Origin of the sequence: Methylobacterium longum (assembly GCF_022179385.1) — a bacterium.
GTDB lineage: Bacteria > Pseudomonadota > Alphaproteobacteria > Rhizobiales > Beijerinckiaceae > Methylobacterium > Methylobacterium longum.
Genome location: NZ_BPQS01000006.1, coordinates 1 through 15,895 on the forward strand (window position 1 = coordinate 1; position 15,895 = coordinate 15,895).

Below are 15,895 nucleotides of genomic sequence, written 5' to 3' on the forward strand. Positions count from 1 at the left end.
GCTGTAGGGGCGGCCCATGATGCACTCCGTGTCCGGAGCAAGCAGTGAATCAGCCGCCGCCCGCCGTGTGAACCCCACCACGCCGACTCAGCTCAAACCGAAAATGCTCTAATGCTTCTGCTTCTAAAAATTTTCATCGAATCCAGATCGGGCTACGGACCTGGCGGATCGGTCCTCAGCTTTGGCTGCGATCCTCAGGTCCGACGGAGCCGCCTTCGGCAATAGGCCGGGACATCGAAGCAACTTCTTCTGCATAACTGGACTCGACGGGATTCCGGCACGTCTCGGCGGGCTACCGATGATTCGAACCACGCCCCGAAGTCACCGCTTCCCGCACCCGCTGCCCGCCCTCCGGCGGACCCCCGGGTTAATCGGACGAGTCTCAGGGCTGGCGCCGCCAAGTTACGCGGATCGGCTCGATCTCCGGAGCGAGGCCCGCCAGGACGTGGCGAAAGACGGCTGTCTCGCCCGACGCTCCGTCCGGTTCGATCCCCTCGACGCTCCCCGGCATGACGGCGCGACATTCGCGGCGGATCCGGAACGAACCACGCGACAGCACAGGTGGCGATCCGACGGTCGCGCTGTTCCTGACCAGGAGCGTGTTGCGCCGCGTTGACGCGCCCGACGCCCGTGACTATAGAAGCCGCTTCGCCGAGGGGCCGCGCTTTCGCGCGCGCTGCGTCTCGGCCATCGCCAGACAACCTGACGCGACGACCGATTTCCGGCCCAGCCGGCCCGTCGGCATCGCCCGACGAAGAGAACGAGGATTCCATGGCCAACACCGCTTCGGCCAAGAAGATGACCCGCAAGATCGCCAAGCGTACGGCGATCAACCGCTCGCGCCGCTCGCGCATGCGCACCTTCGTCCGCAAGGTCGAGGAGGCGATCGCCACCGGCAACCAGCAGGACGCGCTGACCGCCCTGCGCGCCGCCGAGCCCGAGATGATGCGCGCTGCCCAGCACGGCATCGTTCACAAGAACAACGCCTCGCGGAAGGTCTCGCGTCTCGCCGCTCGCGTGAAGGCCCTCGCTGCCTGAACCACCCGCACAATCCAGACGGTTTCAAGCCCGGCCTTCGCGCCGGGCTTTTTCGTGTCCGCATCCCGGCGGCCTCCTGTTCGGCGGCGCGGAGCCGTGACCGGAACCGTTAACCCTGTTGAAGAATCGCCGCGATTGCGGAGTCCGGGTGTGCCGTGTAGCTTAACAGAAACTGACACGGCCCAAGACAAACACACCGAATTCGGGACTCAAACGAATCGTTCTGATTCGCCAAGACTCTAGCACCCGTGTTGAGCGCCCTCGAGAACACTTGCCGATGAGGCTCCCCGCCATCCCCGCAAGTCCCAGTGTTAAAGGAACTGTAGGTAATTGTTGATAGGCTCTCTCAATCGGCAAAAGTTCTCCGTGGAGGGGTTGACTCCATGAGACGAACTCTGTCCCGCCCAAGTCTGCGGGACGCTGAGGGCGTAATTCGTGCGTACGCGCGGCCTGCGGGACTCCGTGGGCAGCGTCGGGAGAGCCAGTGATGCGTGTCGACGGAACGGTGGCGAGCGACGACGATGGGGGCCGCAACGGCGGCGGCGTGGATTACGGGTCTGCCTGGGCGCGGGTGAAGCGCCGGCTGCGCGCGGAACTCGGCGAGGACGTATTCGCCAGCTGGTTCGCCCGCCTGGAACTTGAGGCGGTCGCCGGAGGCACGGCCCGGCTCACGGTTCCGACCCGCTTCCTCAAGAGCTGGATCGAGTCGCACTACCTCGATCGCGTGCTGAACACCTTCAAGGCCGAGGTCGAAGAGATCGCGCGGATCGAGGTCGGCGTGCGTGGCACCGGCGCCCCGGTCCGGCCGGTCGCCGTCGGAGCGTCCAAGCCGAGCCCGGCCAGCGGACCGCTGGCCCGGCTCCACGCCGCCGGCGCCCCGGTCCCGGTGGCCGCCATCGCTTCGGTCCCGGCCGAATCCCGCGGCGCCGAGGCCGGCGGAGATCTGAGCGGCACGCCCCTCGACGCGCGCCTGACCTTCGCGAGCTTCGTCATCGGGCGCTCCAACGCCCTGGCCCACGCCGCCGCCGAGCGGGTCGCCGCGCATCAGGGGGAGGGGGCGCTCTACAACCCGCTCTATCTCCATGCCGGCGTCGGCCTCGGGAAGACGCACCTGCTGCACGGCATCGGCCATGCCGCCCGCGAAGCCGGGCGCCGCGTGATCTACCTGACCGCCGACCGCTTCATGTACGGCTTCGTCAACGCCCTGAAGACGCAGTCGGCCCTGGCCTACAAGGAGCGCCTGCGCGGCATCGACCTGCTGATCCTCGACGACGTCCAGTTCATCCAGGGCAAGTCAATCCAGGCCGAATTCGGCCACACGATCAACGCGCTGATCGATGCCGGCCGGCAGGTCGTCGTCGCCTCGGACCGGCCTCCGACCGAACTGGAGGCCCTCGATGAGCGCGTGCGCTCGCGCCTCGGCGGCGGCCTCGTGGTCGAGATCACCGCCCTCGACGAGGCGCTCCGCGTCTCGATCCTGTCGGCCCGTCTCGCGACCGTTCGGGCGTCCCATCCGGGCTTCGACGTCTCGCCGCAGGTGGCCACCTACGTGGCCCGCGCCATCACGGCCAACGGCCGCGATCTCGAGGGCGCGGTGAACCGCCTCCTGGCCCACGCGACGCTCACCGGCACCGCCGTGACGATGGAGACCGCCGAGAGCGCGATCCGCGACCTCGTGAAGAACCGCGAGCCGAAGCGGATCAAGATCGAGGACATCCAGAAGCTGGTCGCCTCGCGCTACAACGTCTCGCGCTCGGACATCCTGTCGGAGCGGCGCACCGCCGCCGTGGTGAAGCCGCGTCAGATCGCCATGTACCTCTCGAAGGTGCTGACGTTGCGCTCGCTGCCCGAGATCGGCCGCCGGTTCGGTGGTCGCGATCACACCACCGTGCTCCACGCCGTTCGCAAGATCGAGAAGCAGATCGGCGAAGATTCGGTGCTCGGCGATGAGGTCGAGCTGCTGAAGCGGATGCTGCAGGACTAGCCGGAAGCCGTGTCCCGCTGGGATCGAGACGCCCCGGAAACGGGCGGACTTCGTCCCGCAGGGCCCGGAGGCGCCGCCCGGTCGCACGTGATCGCGCCGCAGCTGTGTCATCACCTTGAGGCCGCCGCGGCCGTCGCGCGCCCTTCGCCGGCTCCCTCGAACGGGGCTGGCCGAGGGCGCGCGCGCCGTGGCAGACTGGCGCGGACGGAGACGGCCCTGTAAGGCCGCGTCGCCGACAGGCGAGAACCGACGCCCCGGGGAAGTGCTGATGACGGATGCCTTCATCTACGATCACGTCCGCACGCCGCGCGGGCGCGGCAAGGCGGACGGCTCTCTGCACGAGGTCACGGCGCTGCGCCTGGCCGAGACGGCCTTGCGCGCCCTCAAGGATCGCAACGGGCTCGACACCGGCCTCGTCGACGACGTGATCCTGGGCTGCGTCGATCCGGTGGGTGAAGCGGGCGGCGACATCGCCCGCGCTGCGGCGCTGGTGGCCGATTACGGCGCGCATGTCCCGGGCGTGCAGATCAACCGGTTCTGCGCCTCCGGCCTCGACGCCGTGAATTTCGCCGCCGCGCAGGTCATGAGCGGCCAGCACGAGATGGCGGTGGGCGGCGGCGTCGAATCGATGAGCCGCATCGGGATCGGGGCCTCGGGCGGCGCCTGGCCGGTGGATCCGGCCATCGCCATCAAGTCCTACTTCATGCCGCAGGGCGTGTCGGCCGACCTGATCGCCACCAAGTACGGCTTCACCCGCGACGATTGCGACGCCTACGCAGTCCGCTCCCAGGAGCGCGCGGCGAAATCCTGGGCCGAGGGCCTGTTCGACGGCTCCGTCGTGCCCGTGCGCGACGTGAACGGCATCACGCTGCTGGATCGCGACGAGCACATGCGGCCCGGCACCGACATGCAGTCCCTGGCCTCGCTGAAGGCGTCCTTCGTGCAGATGGGCCAGATGGGCGGCTTCGACGCCGTGGCGACCGACGCGCACCCGGACGTGGAGAGCGTGGATCACGTCCATCATGCCGGCAACTCATCCGGCATCGTCGACGGCGCGGCCGCCGTGCTGATCGGCTCCAGGGCGGCCGGCGAGGCCGCGGGCCTGCGCCCGCGCGCCCGGATCCGGGCCTTCGCCAATATCGGCTCGGACCCGGCGCTGATGCTCACCGGCCCCGTGGACGTCACCCGCAAGGTGCTGGCGAAATCGGGGCTGAGCCTGTCGGACATCGACCTGTTCGAGGTCAACGAGGCCTTCGCGGCAGTGGTCCTGCGCTTCTGCCAAGCCTTCGACCTCGACCCCGCTTCGGTGAACGTCACCGGGGGCGCCATCGCCCTCGGACATCCCCTGGGCGCGACCGGCGCGATGATCCTCGGCACGGCCCTCGACGAGTTGGAGCGGACCGGCAAGGAGCGCGCGCTGGTCACGCTCTGCATCGGCGCCGGCATGGGCACGGCCACGATCATCGAACGGGTCTGAGGGTCGTTCGGATACGGCCCCGAGTGCCGGAGATGCGGCCATGCCGGCGGCGTGTGCCGGGATCACCCTTGTGGGGGAGCGGCGGCACGCCGCTCCCCAAAGTCCAGGAACGCTGCTAGAGGCGCGGGCGACGATCGGCCCGCCACCGGGCCGGACGATAAAACCACGGGAGACAAGCCCTTGAACCGCCTGATCGCGACGCTGTGCCTCGGCGTCACCCTGAGCCTGCCGCTGGCAGCCCGCGCCGACGAGGCCGCGGACCGCCTCACCGCGGCCACGACCCTCGTCAACAAGACCCTGATCAAGAATCTCCAGACGGGCTTCAACGTCGCCCTGGAGAAGACCGTCGCGCCGATGCCGGAGGCCCGCGCCGAGGCCGTGCGCAAGGAGCTGCTGGCCGAGTTCGAGAAGCAGCGCGGCATCATGATCGAGGGGCTGTCGAAGGACTACGCCGAGAAGTTCAGCCTCACCGAGCTGAAGCACCTCGACGAGATCTACTCGGATCCGACATACCTCAAGTTCCAGACGATGAACGCCGACCCGAGTTCGTCGGTGACGGCGATCTCGCAGAACTCGGTCACCAAGCTCCTGAACATGCTGGCCGTGGCCTCGGCGACCGACAATACCCCACAACCGGGTCAGCCGCCGGTGCCGCCCTCCGCGGCCCCGGCCCAGAAGTAGACCGGTGATCGCCGCGCGCGCCCCGTTGGCCTCAGGCCGCGCGCGCGGCCGTCGGGCTGAACCCGGCAACGGGCGGCAGGGCCTCCAGCATCGGCTTGGCGAAGAGATAGCCCTGCACGAGCGCGATGCCGAGGCCCCGCAGGACGTCGAGCTCCGCCGCGGTCTCGACGCCCTCGGCGAGCACCGTCACGCCCAGGTCCCGGGCGATCGCTACGACGCCCGAGACGATCGCGTGGCGACCGGCATCGGTGTCGATGCCCCGCAGCAAATCCATGTCGATCTTGATCAGGTCGGGACGGAAGTTGGCGAGCAGGCTCAAGCCCGCGAAGCCGGCGCCGAAATCGTCGAGCGCGGTGAGGAATCCCTGCTGCCGGTAGGCGGCGACGATGCGGGTCACGTGCGCGATGTCGCGGAACCGCTCCTGCTCGGTGAACTCGAACATGAGACGGCGATGCGAGAAGTCGACGCGCCGGGCTGCTTCCAGCGAGGCGCGGATGCAGGCGACCGGTTCGTAGACCGCATTCGGCATGAAGTTGATCGAGAGCCGCGTCACGCTGTCTCTCGGGAAGAGGCGTCCGGCGAGCTCGATCGCCCGCACGCGGGCCGCCTGATCGAACTGATAGCGATTCTCGTCCGTGACGCGGTCGAGGACCGTGTAGGCCGGCTCGCCACTGGGGCCACGCACCAGCGCCTCGTAGGCCCAGACGGACCCGTCCGTGAGGTCGAGGATCGGCTGGAAGGCCATCGTGAAGTCGAAGTCGAGGGTGGTGCCGGCGCGGCAGGCGCGGCAACCGAGGTCCTTCGTCATGTGCGGCGTCCGTCGGTGCCCCCCGACCGGCAGACCGTGCCGGCCTGCGCTCTACAGAAGCTTAATGCGAACGCATTGGTATCTCGCCAACGCTCTTTTGGGAGGACGGCACCGTGACGCTGACCGATTTTCGCTTCGAGACCGATCCCGACGGTATCGCGGTGGCGACCTGGGACATGCCCGGCCGCTCGATGAACGTCATCACCGAAGGGGTGATGGACCAGCTTGAGCAGATCATCGAGCAGGTCGCGTCCGATCCGGCGATCAAGGGCTGCGTCGTCGCCACCGGCAAGGACAATTTCTCCGGCGGCGCCGACCTGACCATGCTCCAGGGCCTCGGGCGGGCCTACGAGCAGCTGAAGGCCGAGCAGGGCGAGGAGGTGGCGATGCGCCACTTCTTCGAGGCCTCGCGCCGCCTCTCGCTGCTGTTCCGGCGGCTCGAGACCTGCGGCAAGCCGTTCGCGGCGGCGATCCAGGGCCTGTGCCTGGGCGGCGCCTTCGAGCTGGCGCTGTCGTGCCATCACCGCGTCGCCTCCGACGACGGCAAGACCCGGGTCGGTCTGCCGGAGATCAAGGTCGGCCTGTTTCCGGGCGGCGGCGGCACGCAGCGGGTCGCCCGGCTGATGCAGACCGGCGACGCCCTCCAGATGCTGTTCAAGGGCGAGCAGATCCGCGCGCCCATGGCCAAGGGCATGGGGCTGATCCACGCCGTGGCCCCGCAGGCCGAGATCGTCGCGCGAGCCAAGGCCTGGATCCGCGAGGGCGGCTCCGCGGTGGCGCCGTGGGACGTGCCGAAGTTCAAGGCACCGTCCGGCAAGGTCTACTCGCCGGCCGGCATGATGATCTGGCCGCCGGCCAACGCGATCTACCGGCGTGAGACGCACGACAACTACCCGGCCGCGAAGGCGATCCTGGCCTCCGTCTACGAGGGTCTGCAGCTGCCGATGGACCTCGCCCTGCGGGTCGAGAGCCGGTACTTCGCGCATATCCTGCGCTCGACCGAGGCGGCGGCGATGATCCGCACGCTGTTCATCTCCATGGGCGAGCTGAACAAGGGCGCGCGCCGGCCGAAGGACGTGCCGGCCACGAACCTGCGTCGGGTCGGCGTGATCGGCGCGGGCTTCATGGGCGCGGGCGTCGCCTACGTCACGGCGCAGGCCGGGCTCGAAGTGGTGCTGGTGGACCAGTCGGTGGAGGCCGCCGAGAAGGGCAAGGCCTACGCCCATTCCCTCATCACCGGGCAGATCAACAAGGGCCGCGCCAAGACCGCCGACCGGGATGCCCTGCTCGGCCGGATCACCGCGACGGCGGATTACGCCGACCTGGCCGCCTGCGACCTCGTGGTCGAGGCGGTGTTCGAGGATCCGACGGTGAAGGCCGAGGTGATCCAGAAGGTGGAGGCGGTGATCCGTGCGGACGCCATCTTCGCCTCCAACACCTCGACGCTGCCGATCACGGGCCTCGCCAAGGGCTCGCAGCGCCCGGCGCAGTTCGTCGGCATCCACTTCTTCTCCCCCGTCGAGAAGATGATGCTCGTGGAGATCATCAAGGGTGAGGCGACCGGGGATGCGGCGCTGGCCACCGCCCTCGACTACGTGCGGCTGATCAAGAAGACCCCGATCGTCGTGAACGATGCCCGCGGCTTCTTCGCCAACCGCTGCGTCGGCGCCTACATCCTCGAAGGGCACAAGATGCTCGCCGAGGGCGTGCCGCCCGCGATGATCGAGAGCGCCGGCCGCCAAGCGGGCATGCCGGTCGGGCCGCTCTCGCTCAACGACGAGGTCGCCCTCGACCTCGTGCTCAAGATCGCCAAGGCCACCGAGGCGCAGGTGGGGCAGGGCGCCGTGGATCCGGCGCAGAAGGCGATCCTGGCCGAGATGGTCGAGCATCAGGGCCGCCTCGGCCGCAAGAACCGCAAGGGCTTCTACGACTACCCCGAGGGCGCGCCGAAGCGCCTCTGGCCCGGCCTGAAGGATCTGCAGCCGCACCGCCTCGATCCCGACGCCGTCGACTTCAGCGAACTGAAGCAGCGGCTTCTAATGGTCCAGGCGCTGGAGGCGGCCCGCACGGTGGGGGAGGGCGTGGTCACGGATCCGCGCGAGGCCGATGTCGGTTCGATCCTCGGCTTCGGCTTCGCGCCGTTCACCGGGGGTGCCCTGTCGTATATCGACTTCATGGGCGCGGCGGCTTTCGTGGATCTCGCCCGGGCGCTGGAGGCCAAGCACGGACCGCGCTTCCGGGTGCCCGACAACCTGGTTGCCATGGCCGAGCGCGGCGGCACGTTTTACGCGGATGCCGAGAAGCGGGCTGCCTGAGCCGGGGGGCTGAAGCGTCCGAACGCTTCAGCCCCCGCGTCGTCCCGCGGCCGTTGCGGAGCCGGCCGGGACCTGCACGCGGATTCCGGCCGGGCGGGCTCTCCGGCACGCCGTCCGGATCCGCCCGATCAGGCCGCGCCGGCGACCCGCGCCTTGCCGCCGAGCATGCGGGCCAGGAGCACGACGTCGGCCGCGTTGTCCGAGAGCAGGTCGGTGATGTCGCCGACTTCCAGCGCCTTCACGTGGCGGCAGCGCACGCCGTAGCGGCCGGCCGTGCAGGTGCAGCGCAATTGCGGGCCGCCCGCCTGCTCCTCCAGGCTCACGTGGTAGCGATTGCCGGTCGATCCCCGCATGGCGAAGCGCAGCGCGGCGGGGGCTTCGGGGAAGGCCGCCATCGCCCGTCCGCTGATCGCGCCCGGCACGCGGCGGGGCGCGGGCGGGCCGCCGGTGGCCCGCGTGAGCGGCAGGCCGATCGCCGCCGCGAGGGCGTGCACGTCGGCGGCGTCCCGCTCGCGCATCGCGGCGAGCGCGATCTGCGCGCAGGCATAGGCGTCCTCGCCGGCATCGTGGTGCTCAAAGCGGATCCCGAGGCGTCGGGCCACCTTGCCGAGGCCGCAGCCTTCCGGCGCCGGGAAGACCCGGCGGGCGACCTGGACCGTGCAGAGATAGGTGAGATCCGGCACGGCCACGCCGGCCCGCGCCAGACCGGCCCGCAGCACCCCGATGTCGAAGCTCGCGTTGTGCGCCAGGATCAGGCCGCGGCCGAGATCGCCCAGGTAGGGTGCCATCACGGCCGCGAAATCCGGTTTGCCGGCGACATCGGCCGGCAGGATGCCGTGGACCCGGATGTTACCGGGTGCGAAGCGCATCTCGGGCGGCCGGATCAGGTGGCTCTCCCGGCGCACGACCCGCCCGTCCGCGATCCAGGCGAGACCGACCGCGCAGGCGCTGTCGCGCCGCTCGTTGGCCGTCTCGAAGTCGAGGGCCAGGACCGTCATCGCGGATCGACCGTGCCGGGTGGGAGTTCTCGGGGCGTTCTCCCGCAGGTCTAAGCCGGCCGGACTCGGGCTTCAACCCTGTGCCACGATCCCGAGCCAATCGTCCTCGGACACCACCCGGACCCCGTGCTTCTCGGCGTCCTTCAGCTTGGATCCGGCGCCGGGACCGGCCACCACCAGATCGGTCTTCGCCGAGACCGAGCCCGAGACCTTCGCGCCGAGGCGCTCGGCCACGGCCTTGGCCTCGTTGCGGGTCATCTTCTCCAGGGTGCCGGTGAACACCACCGTCTTGCCCGCGAAGGCCGAGGCCGCGGCGGGCCGCTCCATCGGCACGACCTCGATCTCCTGGAGCAGGGCCGCGACCGCCCCGGCATTGTGCGGCTCGGAGAAGAACAGGATCAGCGCGTCGGTGGCCACCGGCCCGATCTCGCCGTCATCGGCGAACAGGCGGTAGGCATCCCCGGGGCTCTGCTCCGCGGCGCGCGCCACCGCCGCCCGCACGGCGTCCCCGTCACCGTAATGGGCCAGCAGGTTCTCGCGCTGGATCGCGCTCACGCGGGCTCGCTCCTTGGCCGGCCCTCCGTCATCCTCCGGAAAGCCGAGATCGAGCAGCCTGTCCCGGGTCGTCCCGCCGACGCGGGGTACGGCCGTCAGCTCGACCCAGTCGGGTCCCGGCTGCGCCGCGGCGGCCGCCCGGATCGCCGCGATGAGGGCCGGCATGTCGGCGAAGCGCTTCGCCAGGGCCTTCGCGGTCGATTCACCGATCTGCGGGATCCCGAGAGCGAAGAGCAGGCGGTTCATCGGCACCGCGCGGCGCGCCTCGACGCCCGCCAGCAGGTTCTTGATCGCCTTGTCGTCCTCCTCGCCCTTCTTCTTGGCGGCCTTCCTGGCGGGCTCGGCCGCCCCGGCCTCCGCCCTCCGTTCGGCCGACAGCGCCTCGCGGCGCGCCACGATGGCGGCCTTCAGCTGCTCGAAGTCGAGCCGGAACAGGTCGGCGGGCTGTCGCACCAGTTCGGCCTCGAACAGCACTTCGACATAGGTCTCGCCGAAACCCTCGATGTCGAAGCCGTTGCGCGAGACGAAATGCTTCAGCCGCTCGACGCCCTGTGCCGGGCAGATCAGCCCGCCGGTGCAGCGGCGCACCGCGTCCGGCCGGCCCGTGCGCGGGTTGACGGCGCGCACGGCCCGGCTGCCGCAGGCCGGGCAGGTCTCCGGGAAGGCGTAGGGTTGCGACCCCGCGGGACGCTTCGTCAGATCGACGTCCATCACCTTGGGGATGACGTCGCCGGCCCGCACCACCGTCACCGTGTCGCCGATGCGGATGTCCCGGCCGTCGCGGATCGGCTCGCCGTCGCCGCCGACGCCCTTCACGTAGCCCTCGTTGTGGAGCGTGGCGTTGGACACCACCACGCCGCCGACCGTCACGGGCTTCAGTTTCGCCAGGGGATTCAGCGAGCCGGTGCGGCCGACATTGATGACGATGTCCTCGACGGAGGTCGTCGCCTCCTGGGCGGCGAACTTGTGGGCGAGCGCCCAGCGGGGTGATCGCGACACGAAGCCGAGCCGCTTCTGGAGTGCGAGGTCGTCGACCTTGTAGACGACGCCGTCGATGTCGTAGCCGAGCCCGGCCCGGTCGGCCTCGATCCGCCGGTAATGGTCGAGCATTGCCGCCGTGTCGGTGAAGGTCTCGGTCCGGGGATTCACCGGCAGGCCCCACGATGCGAATCGCTGCAGGGTCCCGGACTGCGTCTCGGCGATGGGTGCGGAGAGCTCGCCCCAGGCATAGGCGAAGAAGCGGAGCGGCCGGGACGCGGTGATCGCGGGATCGAGCTGGCGCAGGCTGCCGGCGGCGGCGTTGCGCGGGTTGGCGAAGAGCGCCTTGCCGGCCGCCTCCTGCCGGGCGTTGATGGCGGCGAAATCGGCGTGGGACAGGTAAACCTCGCCGCGCACCTCGCAGACCTCCGGCCATCCGGACCCCGCGAGCGTCTCCGGAATGTCCTGCACCGTGCGGGCGTTGGCGGTGACGTTCTCGCCGACCTCGCCGTCGCCCCGGGTGGCGGCGGTGTCCAAGTGGCCGTCGACGTAGCGGAGCGAAAGGGACAGGCCGTCGATCTTCGGCTCCGCCGTGAAGGCGAGGGGCGCATCGTCCGGCCAGCCGAGGAAGCGGCGCACGCGCGCCACGAACTCGGCCACCTCCGCGTCGTCGAAGGCGTTTCCGAGAGACAGCATGGGCACGGCATGCCGGACCTTGGCGAACTTCTCCGACGGCTTGGCGCCCACGGAGGTGCTGGCTGCCCCCGTTCCGGCGAGATCGGGGAAACGGGTCTCGAGCGCCTCCATGCGCCGACGCAGGCGGTCGTACTCCGCATCCGAGATCTCCGGTGCGTCCTCCTGGTAGTAGAGCCGATCGGCTTCCAGGATCGCGTCGGAGAGGCGCGCGTGCTCGGCGCGCGCCTCCTCGGCGGTGAGGTCGAGATCGGACGGATCGGATTTCGCTGCGGCCATGGCGGGGTTCTAACGCATCGGCGGCCCACGGGGAGTCGGCCGGGGCCCGGCATCCCCGCTTCCCTCAGGGCGAATCCCCGAGCAGGTCGTTGCGGCCGGCCAATCGGAAGGCCGCCAGGAATACGGCGGCCACGAGGGCCGCGACGGCGTGCAGCGCCAGCATGGGGGCGATCCAGCCGGCGAGGGCGGTGCCGACCACCGAACCGAGGTTCATCGTCGCCATGTAGACCTCGAACTGCGTGGCGGCCCCGGCACGCCCGCGGCTCGCCTGAAGGAGGGCCGGCATGAGCGCGACGATCAGCAAACCCGGCAGCATGTTGGTGAGCGCCAGGATCAGCGGGCCCGCGGGCCCGACGAGACCGAGGCCCAGGAGCGCGCCGGCGAGGAGGAAGGTGCCGGCGCTGGCCAGCAGCAGGGCGCGCAGCGGCCGGACCGGCCCGGCCCTGTCGGACCAGACCCCGATGGCCAGAGCCCCGGCCGTACCGCTCGCGAGCGCCAGGACGGCCTGGAGCCGCGACAGGGCGGCGGGGTCCCAGCCTTGACCCTGAAGCAGATCGATCGAGAACGGCAGCTCGAACAAGCCGAGGGCGCAGTCGAGGCCGAAGCAGAGGGCGAGGAGCCTCAAGGCCCGTGGCCGCCGGAGGGACACGGAGAGGCGCAGCAGGAAGCGCCGGACGGACAGAGGCCGCGGCGGCGCCCCCCGCCGGCTGAATGCCACCAGCGCGTCGGCGCGTCCCTCCCGGATCAGCAGCATCGGCAGGCTCGCCAGGACCGCGGTGGCGAGCAGCCAGCGGCTGCTGACCGCGATCCCGGAGGTCGCCAGCAGCCCCCCGAACAGGGCGGCGCTGAGGCTGGTGCCGACCACGAATCCGGCCCGCGTACAGGCGCTCACCCGTCCGAGTTCGGCCGGCGGAACGTGGTCCATGATCATGCGGTCGCAGGCGGTGTCGAGGAGCGCGGCGAACAGGCTGTGGATCAGGAAGATGAGGCCCAGCCAACTGATCCGGTCCGTGCCCGGCAGAAGCAGAAGCGCCAGGGTCGCGTGGCATCCGAGGATCGCCGCGACGGCGAACGGCCTGCGCCGTCCCATCCGGAAGTCGCCGGCACGGTCGATCAGCGGTCCCCACAGGATCGGCTGCAGGGTCCAGGGCAGGCCCGCCAGCGCGAAGTGAAACCCGATCTCGGCCGCCGACACCCCCTGCACCGCGAGGTGGTTGGCGAGGGCCGTCAACGAGAAGCCGGCGACCACGCCCTGGTAGAGGTAGGTGGCGAAGAAGACGCCGTAGCGGGCACGGCGTCCGGCGAGGCTCGGCCAGCCGCGAGCGGCTTCGATCAGGCTTGCCGCTCGGAGCGCGATCAAGCCGAACGGCCCTTGCCGGCCCGCTCACGACCCACGATGGTCCTCATGCCGTCTTCACCGGGTCCATTCGCGCCGTGCCACGTCCCGACGATGCTAGCCCGTGCGTCCGGCCCCCGCGAGGCGTCGCGTGAGCGCGGCCGAGGTTTGGGTCGTCGACCTCGCGTCGTCGCCGGACCGGCTCGACCTCTGCGCCAGCATCCTCGACGATTCCGAGTGTGCCCGGGCGGATCGGTTCGCGCGGGCCGCGGATCGCGCCCGCTACGTGGCGAGCCACGCCGCGCTCCGGCTGATCCTCGCGGATCGGCTGGACCTCGATCCCACCGAGATCCGCTTCGCGACCGGGTCGGGCGGCAAGCCGTGTCTGGCCGGCGCCGCACGCGGCGTCCTCGCCTTCAACCTCTCGCATTCCGCAGATCGGGCGCTGGTCGGCCTGACGCCGGGCGCCGCGATCGGCGTCGATGTCGAGGTGGTGCGCCCCCTGCCGGATGCCGAGCGGATCGCGCGAACGCATTTCGCCGCCGACGAGGCCGCCGCCCTCGCGGCCCTTCCGGCGGACGCGCGCGCAGCGGCCTTCTTCGACCTCTGGACCCGCAAGGAGGCGGTGGTGAAGGCCCTCGGCACCGGCCTGTCTCTGCCCCTGGACCGGTTCAGCGTATCGCTCCCCCCGGCGGCGCCGCGGCTCCTGCGCGGCGCCCGGAGCGACGCCCGGATCGAGGCCTGGACCCTGGCGACGCTCGATCTCGGTCCGGCCTACGCCGCCACCGTCGCGGTTCGGTCGGCCGACGCAGCCGTCTCCTGCCGGGCATGGGCCGCGGACTGGCCGGATCGTCTCGGCTGAAACCGGCAAAACCGCGCTTGCGGCCCGGGGAAGGCACGGCTATACACCCGTCGCCGGCCCCAGCGGACACGCAGGGCCGCCTTCGGAGTGTAGCGCAGTCTGGTAGCGCACCACGTTCGGGACGTGGGGGTCGCAGGTTCAAATCCTGCCACTCCGACCAATCTTTCCCGAGATTCAGCATCATCCCGGCACTGACCGCCGACCGCTCCTTCGCGTGAAGGGCGGCACCTGGCGCATCAGGCTGTGCGAAGCGGGCCCTGGAGTGCGATCGAGATCCGGCCCGCCGATGACGGATTGCTCTGTTCGCTCGTCTGATACTCCGCCAGCCGCGGCGCGGTCAGGTTGCGCAGTTCATGGAGCAGCGCCGCCTGCGCGGGCTCAGCCGAGAAGGCGTGATCCGCGTCGGCGATGACGCGGACGGGCTCGCCCAGGATCGCGGCCGCTTCGTCCAGGGAACCGAGCTGGGTCCGAAGATCGACCAGGCCGAGGTCGCCGGCACTGTAGATGACGACGAGCCTCGCTCCGCGGCGACGCACGTCGGCGATGCGCGCGCTGATCGATCGCGATCGTTCGTTCGACCCGGCGGGTTTGACGAACTTGTCGATCAGCCGCGCGGTGCTGCGCCGCGCGAGGGACCGGACGATCTTGCCGACCGGCGCCGCCCCGGTCAGGAGCCGCCGCCAAGTTCCCCATTTGAGCAACATGGCGGCGTAGGCCGAGATATGTCGGGCCGGCTTGGCGCCGTACGACTCGCCGCCGTGCGTCAATTCCCAATCGAAGCAGTACAGATTGATCAGGACCGCGGCGGTGATCCTGGGATCCTGGCAGATGGCGTGGAAGGCCAGATAGGCACCGTTGCAGGCGCCGACGACGATGACGGGCCGTGCCGTGTCCTCGGTGAGGACGTCGATGGCCGCGCGGAGGTCGCCGACGGCATCGAGCTTGTAGAGCGGCGACTCGCCGTCCGGCCGGTCGGCACTATCCCCGACCCCGCGGAGGTCCATCCGCAGCGAGGTCACGCCGAAGCGTGCGAGGGTCCGGGCCAGTGTCGTGGTGTGCCGGCCGTGGCCGGAATGCACGAAGGCGCCCAAGTTGACGAAGAGCACGGCGGGGGTTCTGGGCAGCACGGCCGGGGGCTGGCACCGGATGCCGAACAGTCCGTTCCCGAACCGAAGGGGCGCCTCGCTCCATCCCGCGCCGGTCATCGTCGTGTCCGCTGCCGGCGGACAGAGCGACCGGCCCGGTCGCTCCGCAGCATCCTCGGAGACGAAGTCCAGGATCCGCGTGCGCGTCGCCTCCGGCATGCTGCTCTGATGCGCATCCGTCAGAAGGCAGCCGAGCCTGGGGAATTCGCCGGCTTCGGCCCGGCTGCCCTGCTGCGTGAACTTGGCAGCGAGGTGTGCCAGATCGGGGCCCAGAAGGAGGATCCGGGGCGCCGGCGGCCGCGCAGCGCGGCAGAGATCGATCTGCGCCACATCCTCCTTCAGGTCCGCGTTCACGCTGAAGCCACCCACGGATAACAGGCCCGGCCGCTTCACCAGGGGGGTACCGTCCGGCTCGATATCGACGAGGCGCGCCTGCATCTCCATCTCGCGCAGATAGGCGCGGCCCCGCGTGAACGGCGCGAGGAGGACCAGCCGGTCGACACCGCCTTCCGCCGCGACGAGCGCCGCCAGCGTCGCCCCGAAGCGCAGGCCGACGAGGACGATCTCCTCCGCCTTCGCCTCGTCCCGCAGGACGCGAACGGCCCCGCGGATCGCGTCACAGGCGCTGGCTAGTCGTACGGGCGTGTCTTCCGAGTCGCCTTCACCCGGATAGTCGAAGCGGGCAACTGCGCAGCCCGCGGCCGCGATCCCTTCACTGAGGTCACGCCACCAGCGATGCACCGTAT

The 15,895-nt window shown here is 70.4% G+C and carries 11 protein-coding genes and 1 tRNA gene; 7 read left to right on the plus strand and 5 right to left on the minus strand.

What is annotated here, in order from left to right; translation table 11 throughout:
- The first annotated feature begins 771 nt into the window (after nucleotides 1-771).
- From rpsT to MFF58_RS07175, 4 genes are all read left to right on the plus strand, one after another.
- Nucleotides 772-1,038: a 30S ribosomal protein S20 gene (gene rpsT, locus MFF58_RS07160; RefSeq protein WP_238286305.1), complete on the plus strand. Its 267-nt coding sequence runs from the start codon at nucleotides 772-774 to the stop codon at nucleotides 1,036-1,038.
- Between the two features lie 487 nt (nucleotides 1,039-1,525).
- On the plus strand, nucleotides 1,526-3,022 hold the full coding sequence (gene dnaA / locus MFF58_RS07165) for a chromosomal replication initiator protein DnaA (protein ID WP_238286306.1): 1,497 nt from the start codon (nucleotides 1,526-1,528) through the stop codon (nucleotides 3,020-3,022).
- 268 nt (nucleotides 3,023-3,290) lie between these two features.
- Nucleotides 3,291-4,499: an acetyl-CoA C-acetyltransferase gene (locus tag MFF58_RS07170; protein WP_238286308.1), complete on the plus strand. Its 1,209-nt coding sequence runs from the start codon at nucleotides 3,291-3,293 to the stop codon at nucleotides 4,497-4,499.
- Between the two features lie 180 nt (nucleotides 4,500-4,679).
- A complete protein-coding gene (locus MFF58_RS07175) occupies nucleotides 4,680-5,180 on the plus strand; it encodes a hypothetical protein (RefSeq protein ID WP_238286310.1) in 501 nt (166 codons plus the stop codon).
- 31 nt (nucleotides 5,181-5,211) lie between these two features.
- Here MFF58_RS07175 and MFF58_RS07180 read toward each other — a convergent pair whose 3' ends face one another.
- Nucleotides 5,212-5,988, minus strand: a complete 777-nt coding sequence (locus tag MFF58_RS07180; RefSeq protein ID WP_238286312.1) for an EAL domain-containing protein — start codon at nucleotides 5,986-5,988, stop codon at nucleotides 5,212-5,214.
- A gap of 113 nt (nucleotides 5,989-6,101) precedes the next feature.
- Between MFF58_RS07180 and MFF58_RS07185 the strand changes: the two genes are divergently transcribed.
- Nucleotides 6,102-8,303, plus strand: coding sequence for a 3-hydroxyacyl-CoA dehydrogenase NAD-binding domain-containing protein (locus MFF58_RS07185; RefSeq protein WP_238286313.1), 2,202 nt, complete (start codon nucleotides 6,102-6,104; stop codon nucleotides 8,301-8,303).
- A gap of 128 nt (nucleotides 8,304-8,431) precedes the next feature.
- On the opposite strand, the gene MFF58_RS07190 is transcribed toward MFF58_RS07185, so the two are convergent.
- The 3 genes from MFF58_RS07190 to MFF58_RS07200 form a co-directional block, all read right to left on the minus strand.
- Nucleotides 8,432-9,301 carry a 3'-5' exonuclease gene (locus MFF58_RS07190; RefSeq protein ID WP_238286314.1) on the minus strand — a complete coding sequence of 290 codons (870 nt, stop codon included), beginning with the start codon at nucleotides 9,299-9,301 and terminating at the stop codon, nucleotides 8,432-8,434.
- A gap of 72 nt (nucleotides 9,302-9,373) precedes the next feature.
- Complete coding sequence (gene ligA / locus MFF58_RS07195) at nucleotides 9,374-11,806, minus strand: NAD-dependent DNA ligase LigA (protein ID WP_238286315.1); 2,433 nt, start codon at nucleotides 11,804-11,806, stop codon at nucleotides 9,374-9,376.
- A 64-nt stretch (nucleotides 11,807-11,870) separates the two neighbouring features.
- On the minus strand, nucleotides 11,871-13,166 hold the full coding sequence (locus tag MFF58_RS07200) for an MFS transporter (RefSeq protein ID WP_238286316.1): 1,296 nt from the start codon (nucleotides 13,164-13,166) through the stop codon (nucleotides 11,871-11,873).
- Between the two features lie 127 nt (nucleotides 13,167-13,293).
- Here MFF58_RS07200 and MFF58_RS07205 point away from each other — a divergent pair, with 127 nt between their 5' ends.
- Nucleotides 13,294-14,004 carry a 4'-phosphopantetheinyl transferase family protein gene (locus MFF58_RS07205; protein WP_238286317.1) on the plus strand — a complete coding sequence of 237 codons (711 nt, stop codon included), beginning with the start codon at nucleotides 13,294-13,296 and terminating at the stop codon, nucleotides 14,002-14,004.
- An 83-nt stretch (nucleotides 14,005-14,087) separates the two neighbouring features.
- Nucleotides 14,088-14,164: transfer RNA gene (locus tag MFF58_RS07210), tRNA-Pro, on the plus strand.
- 76 nt (nucleotides 14,165-14,240) lie between these two features.
- Here the strand turns inward: MFF58_RS07210 and MFF58_RS07215 are convergent.
- The gene (locus MFF58_RS07215; protein ID WP_238286320.1) at nucleotides 14,241-15,890 is read right to left on the minus strand and encodes an alpha/beta fold hydrolase; all 1,650 of its coding nucleotides are present in this window, start codon (nucleotides 15,888-15,890) and stop codon (nucleotides 14,241-14,243) included.
- Between the last annotated feature and the right edge of the window lie 5 nt (nucleotides 15,891-15,895).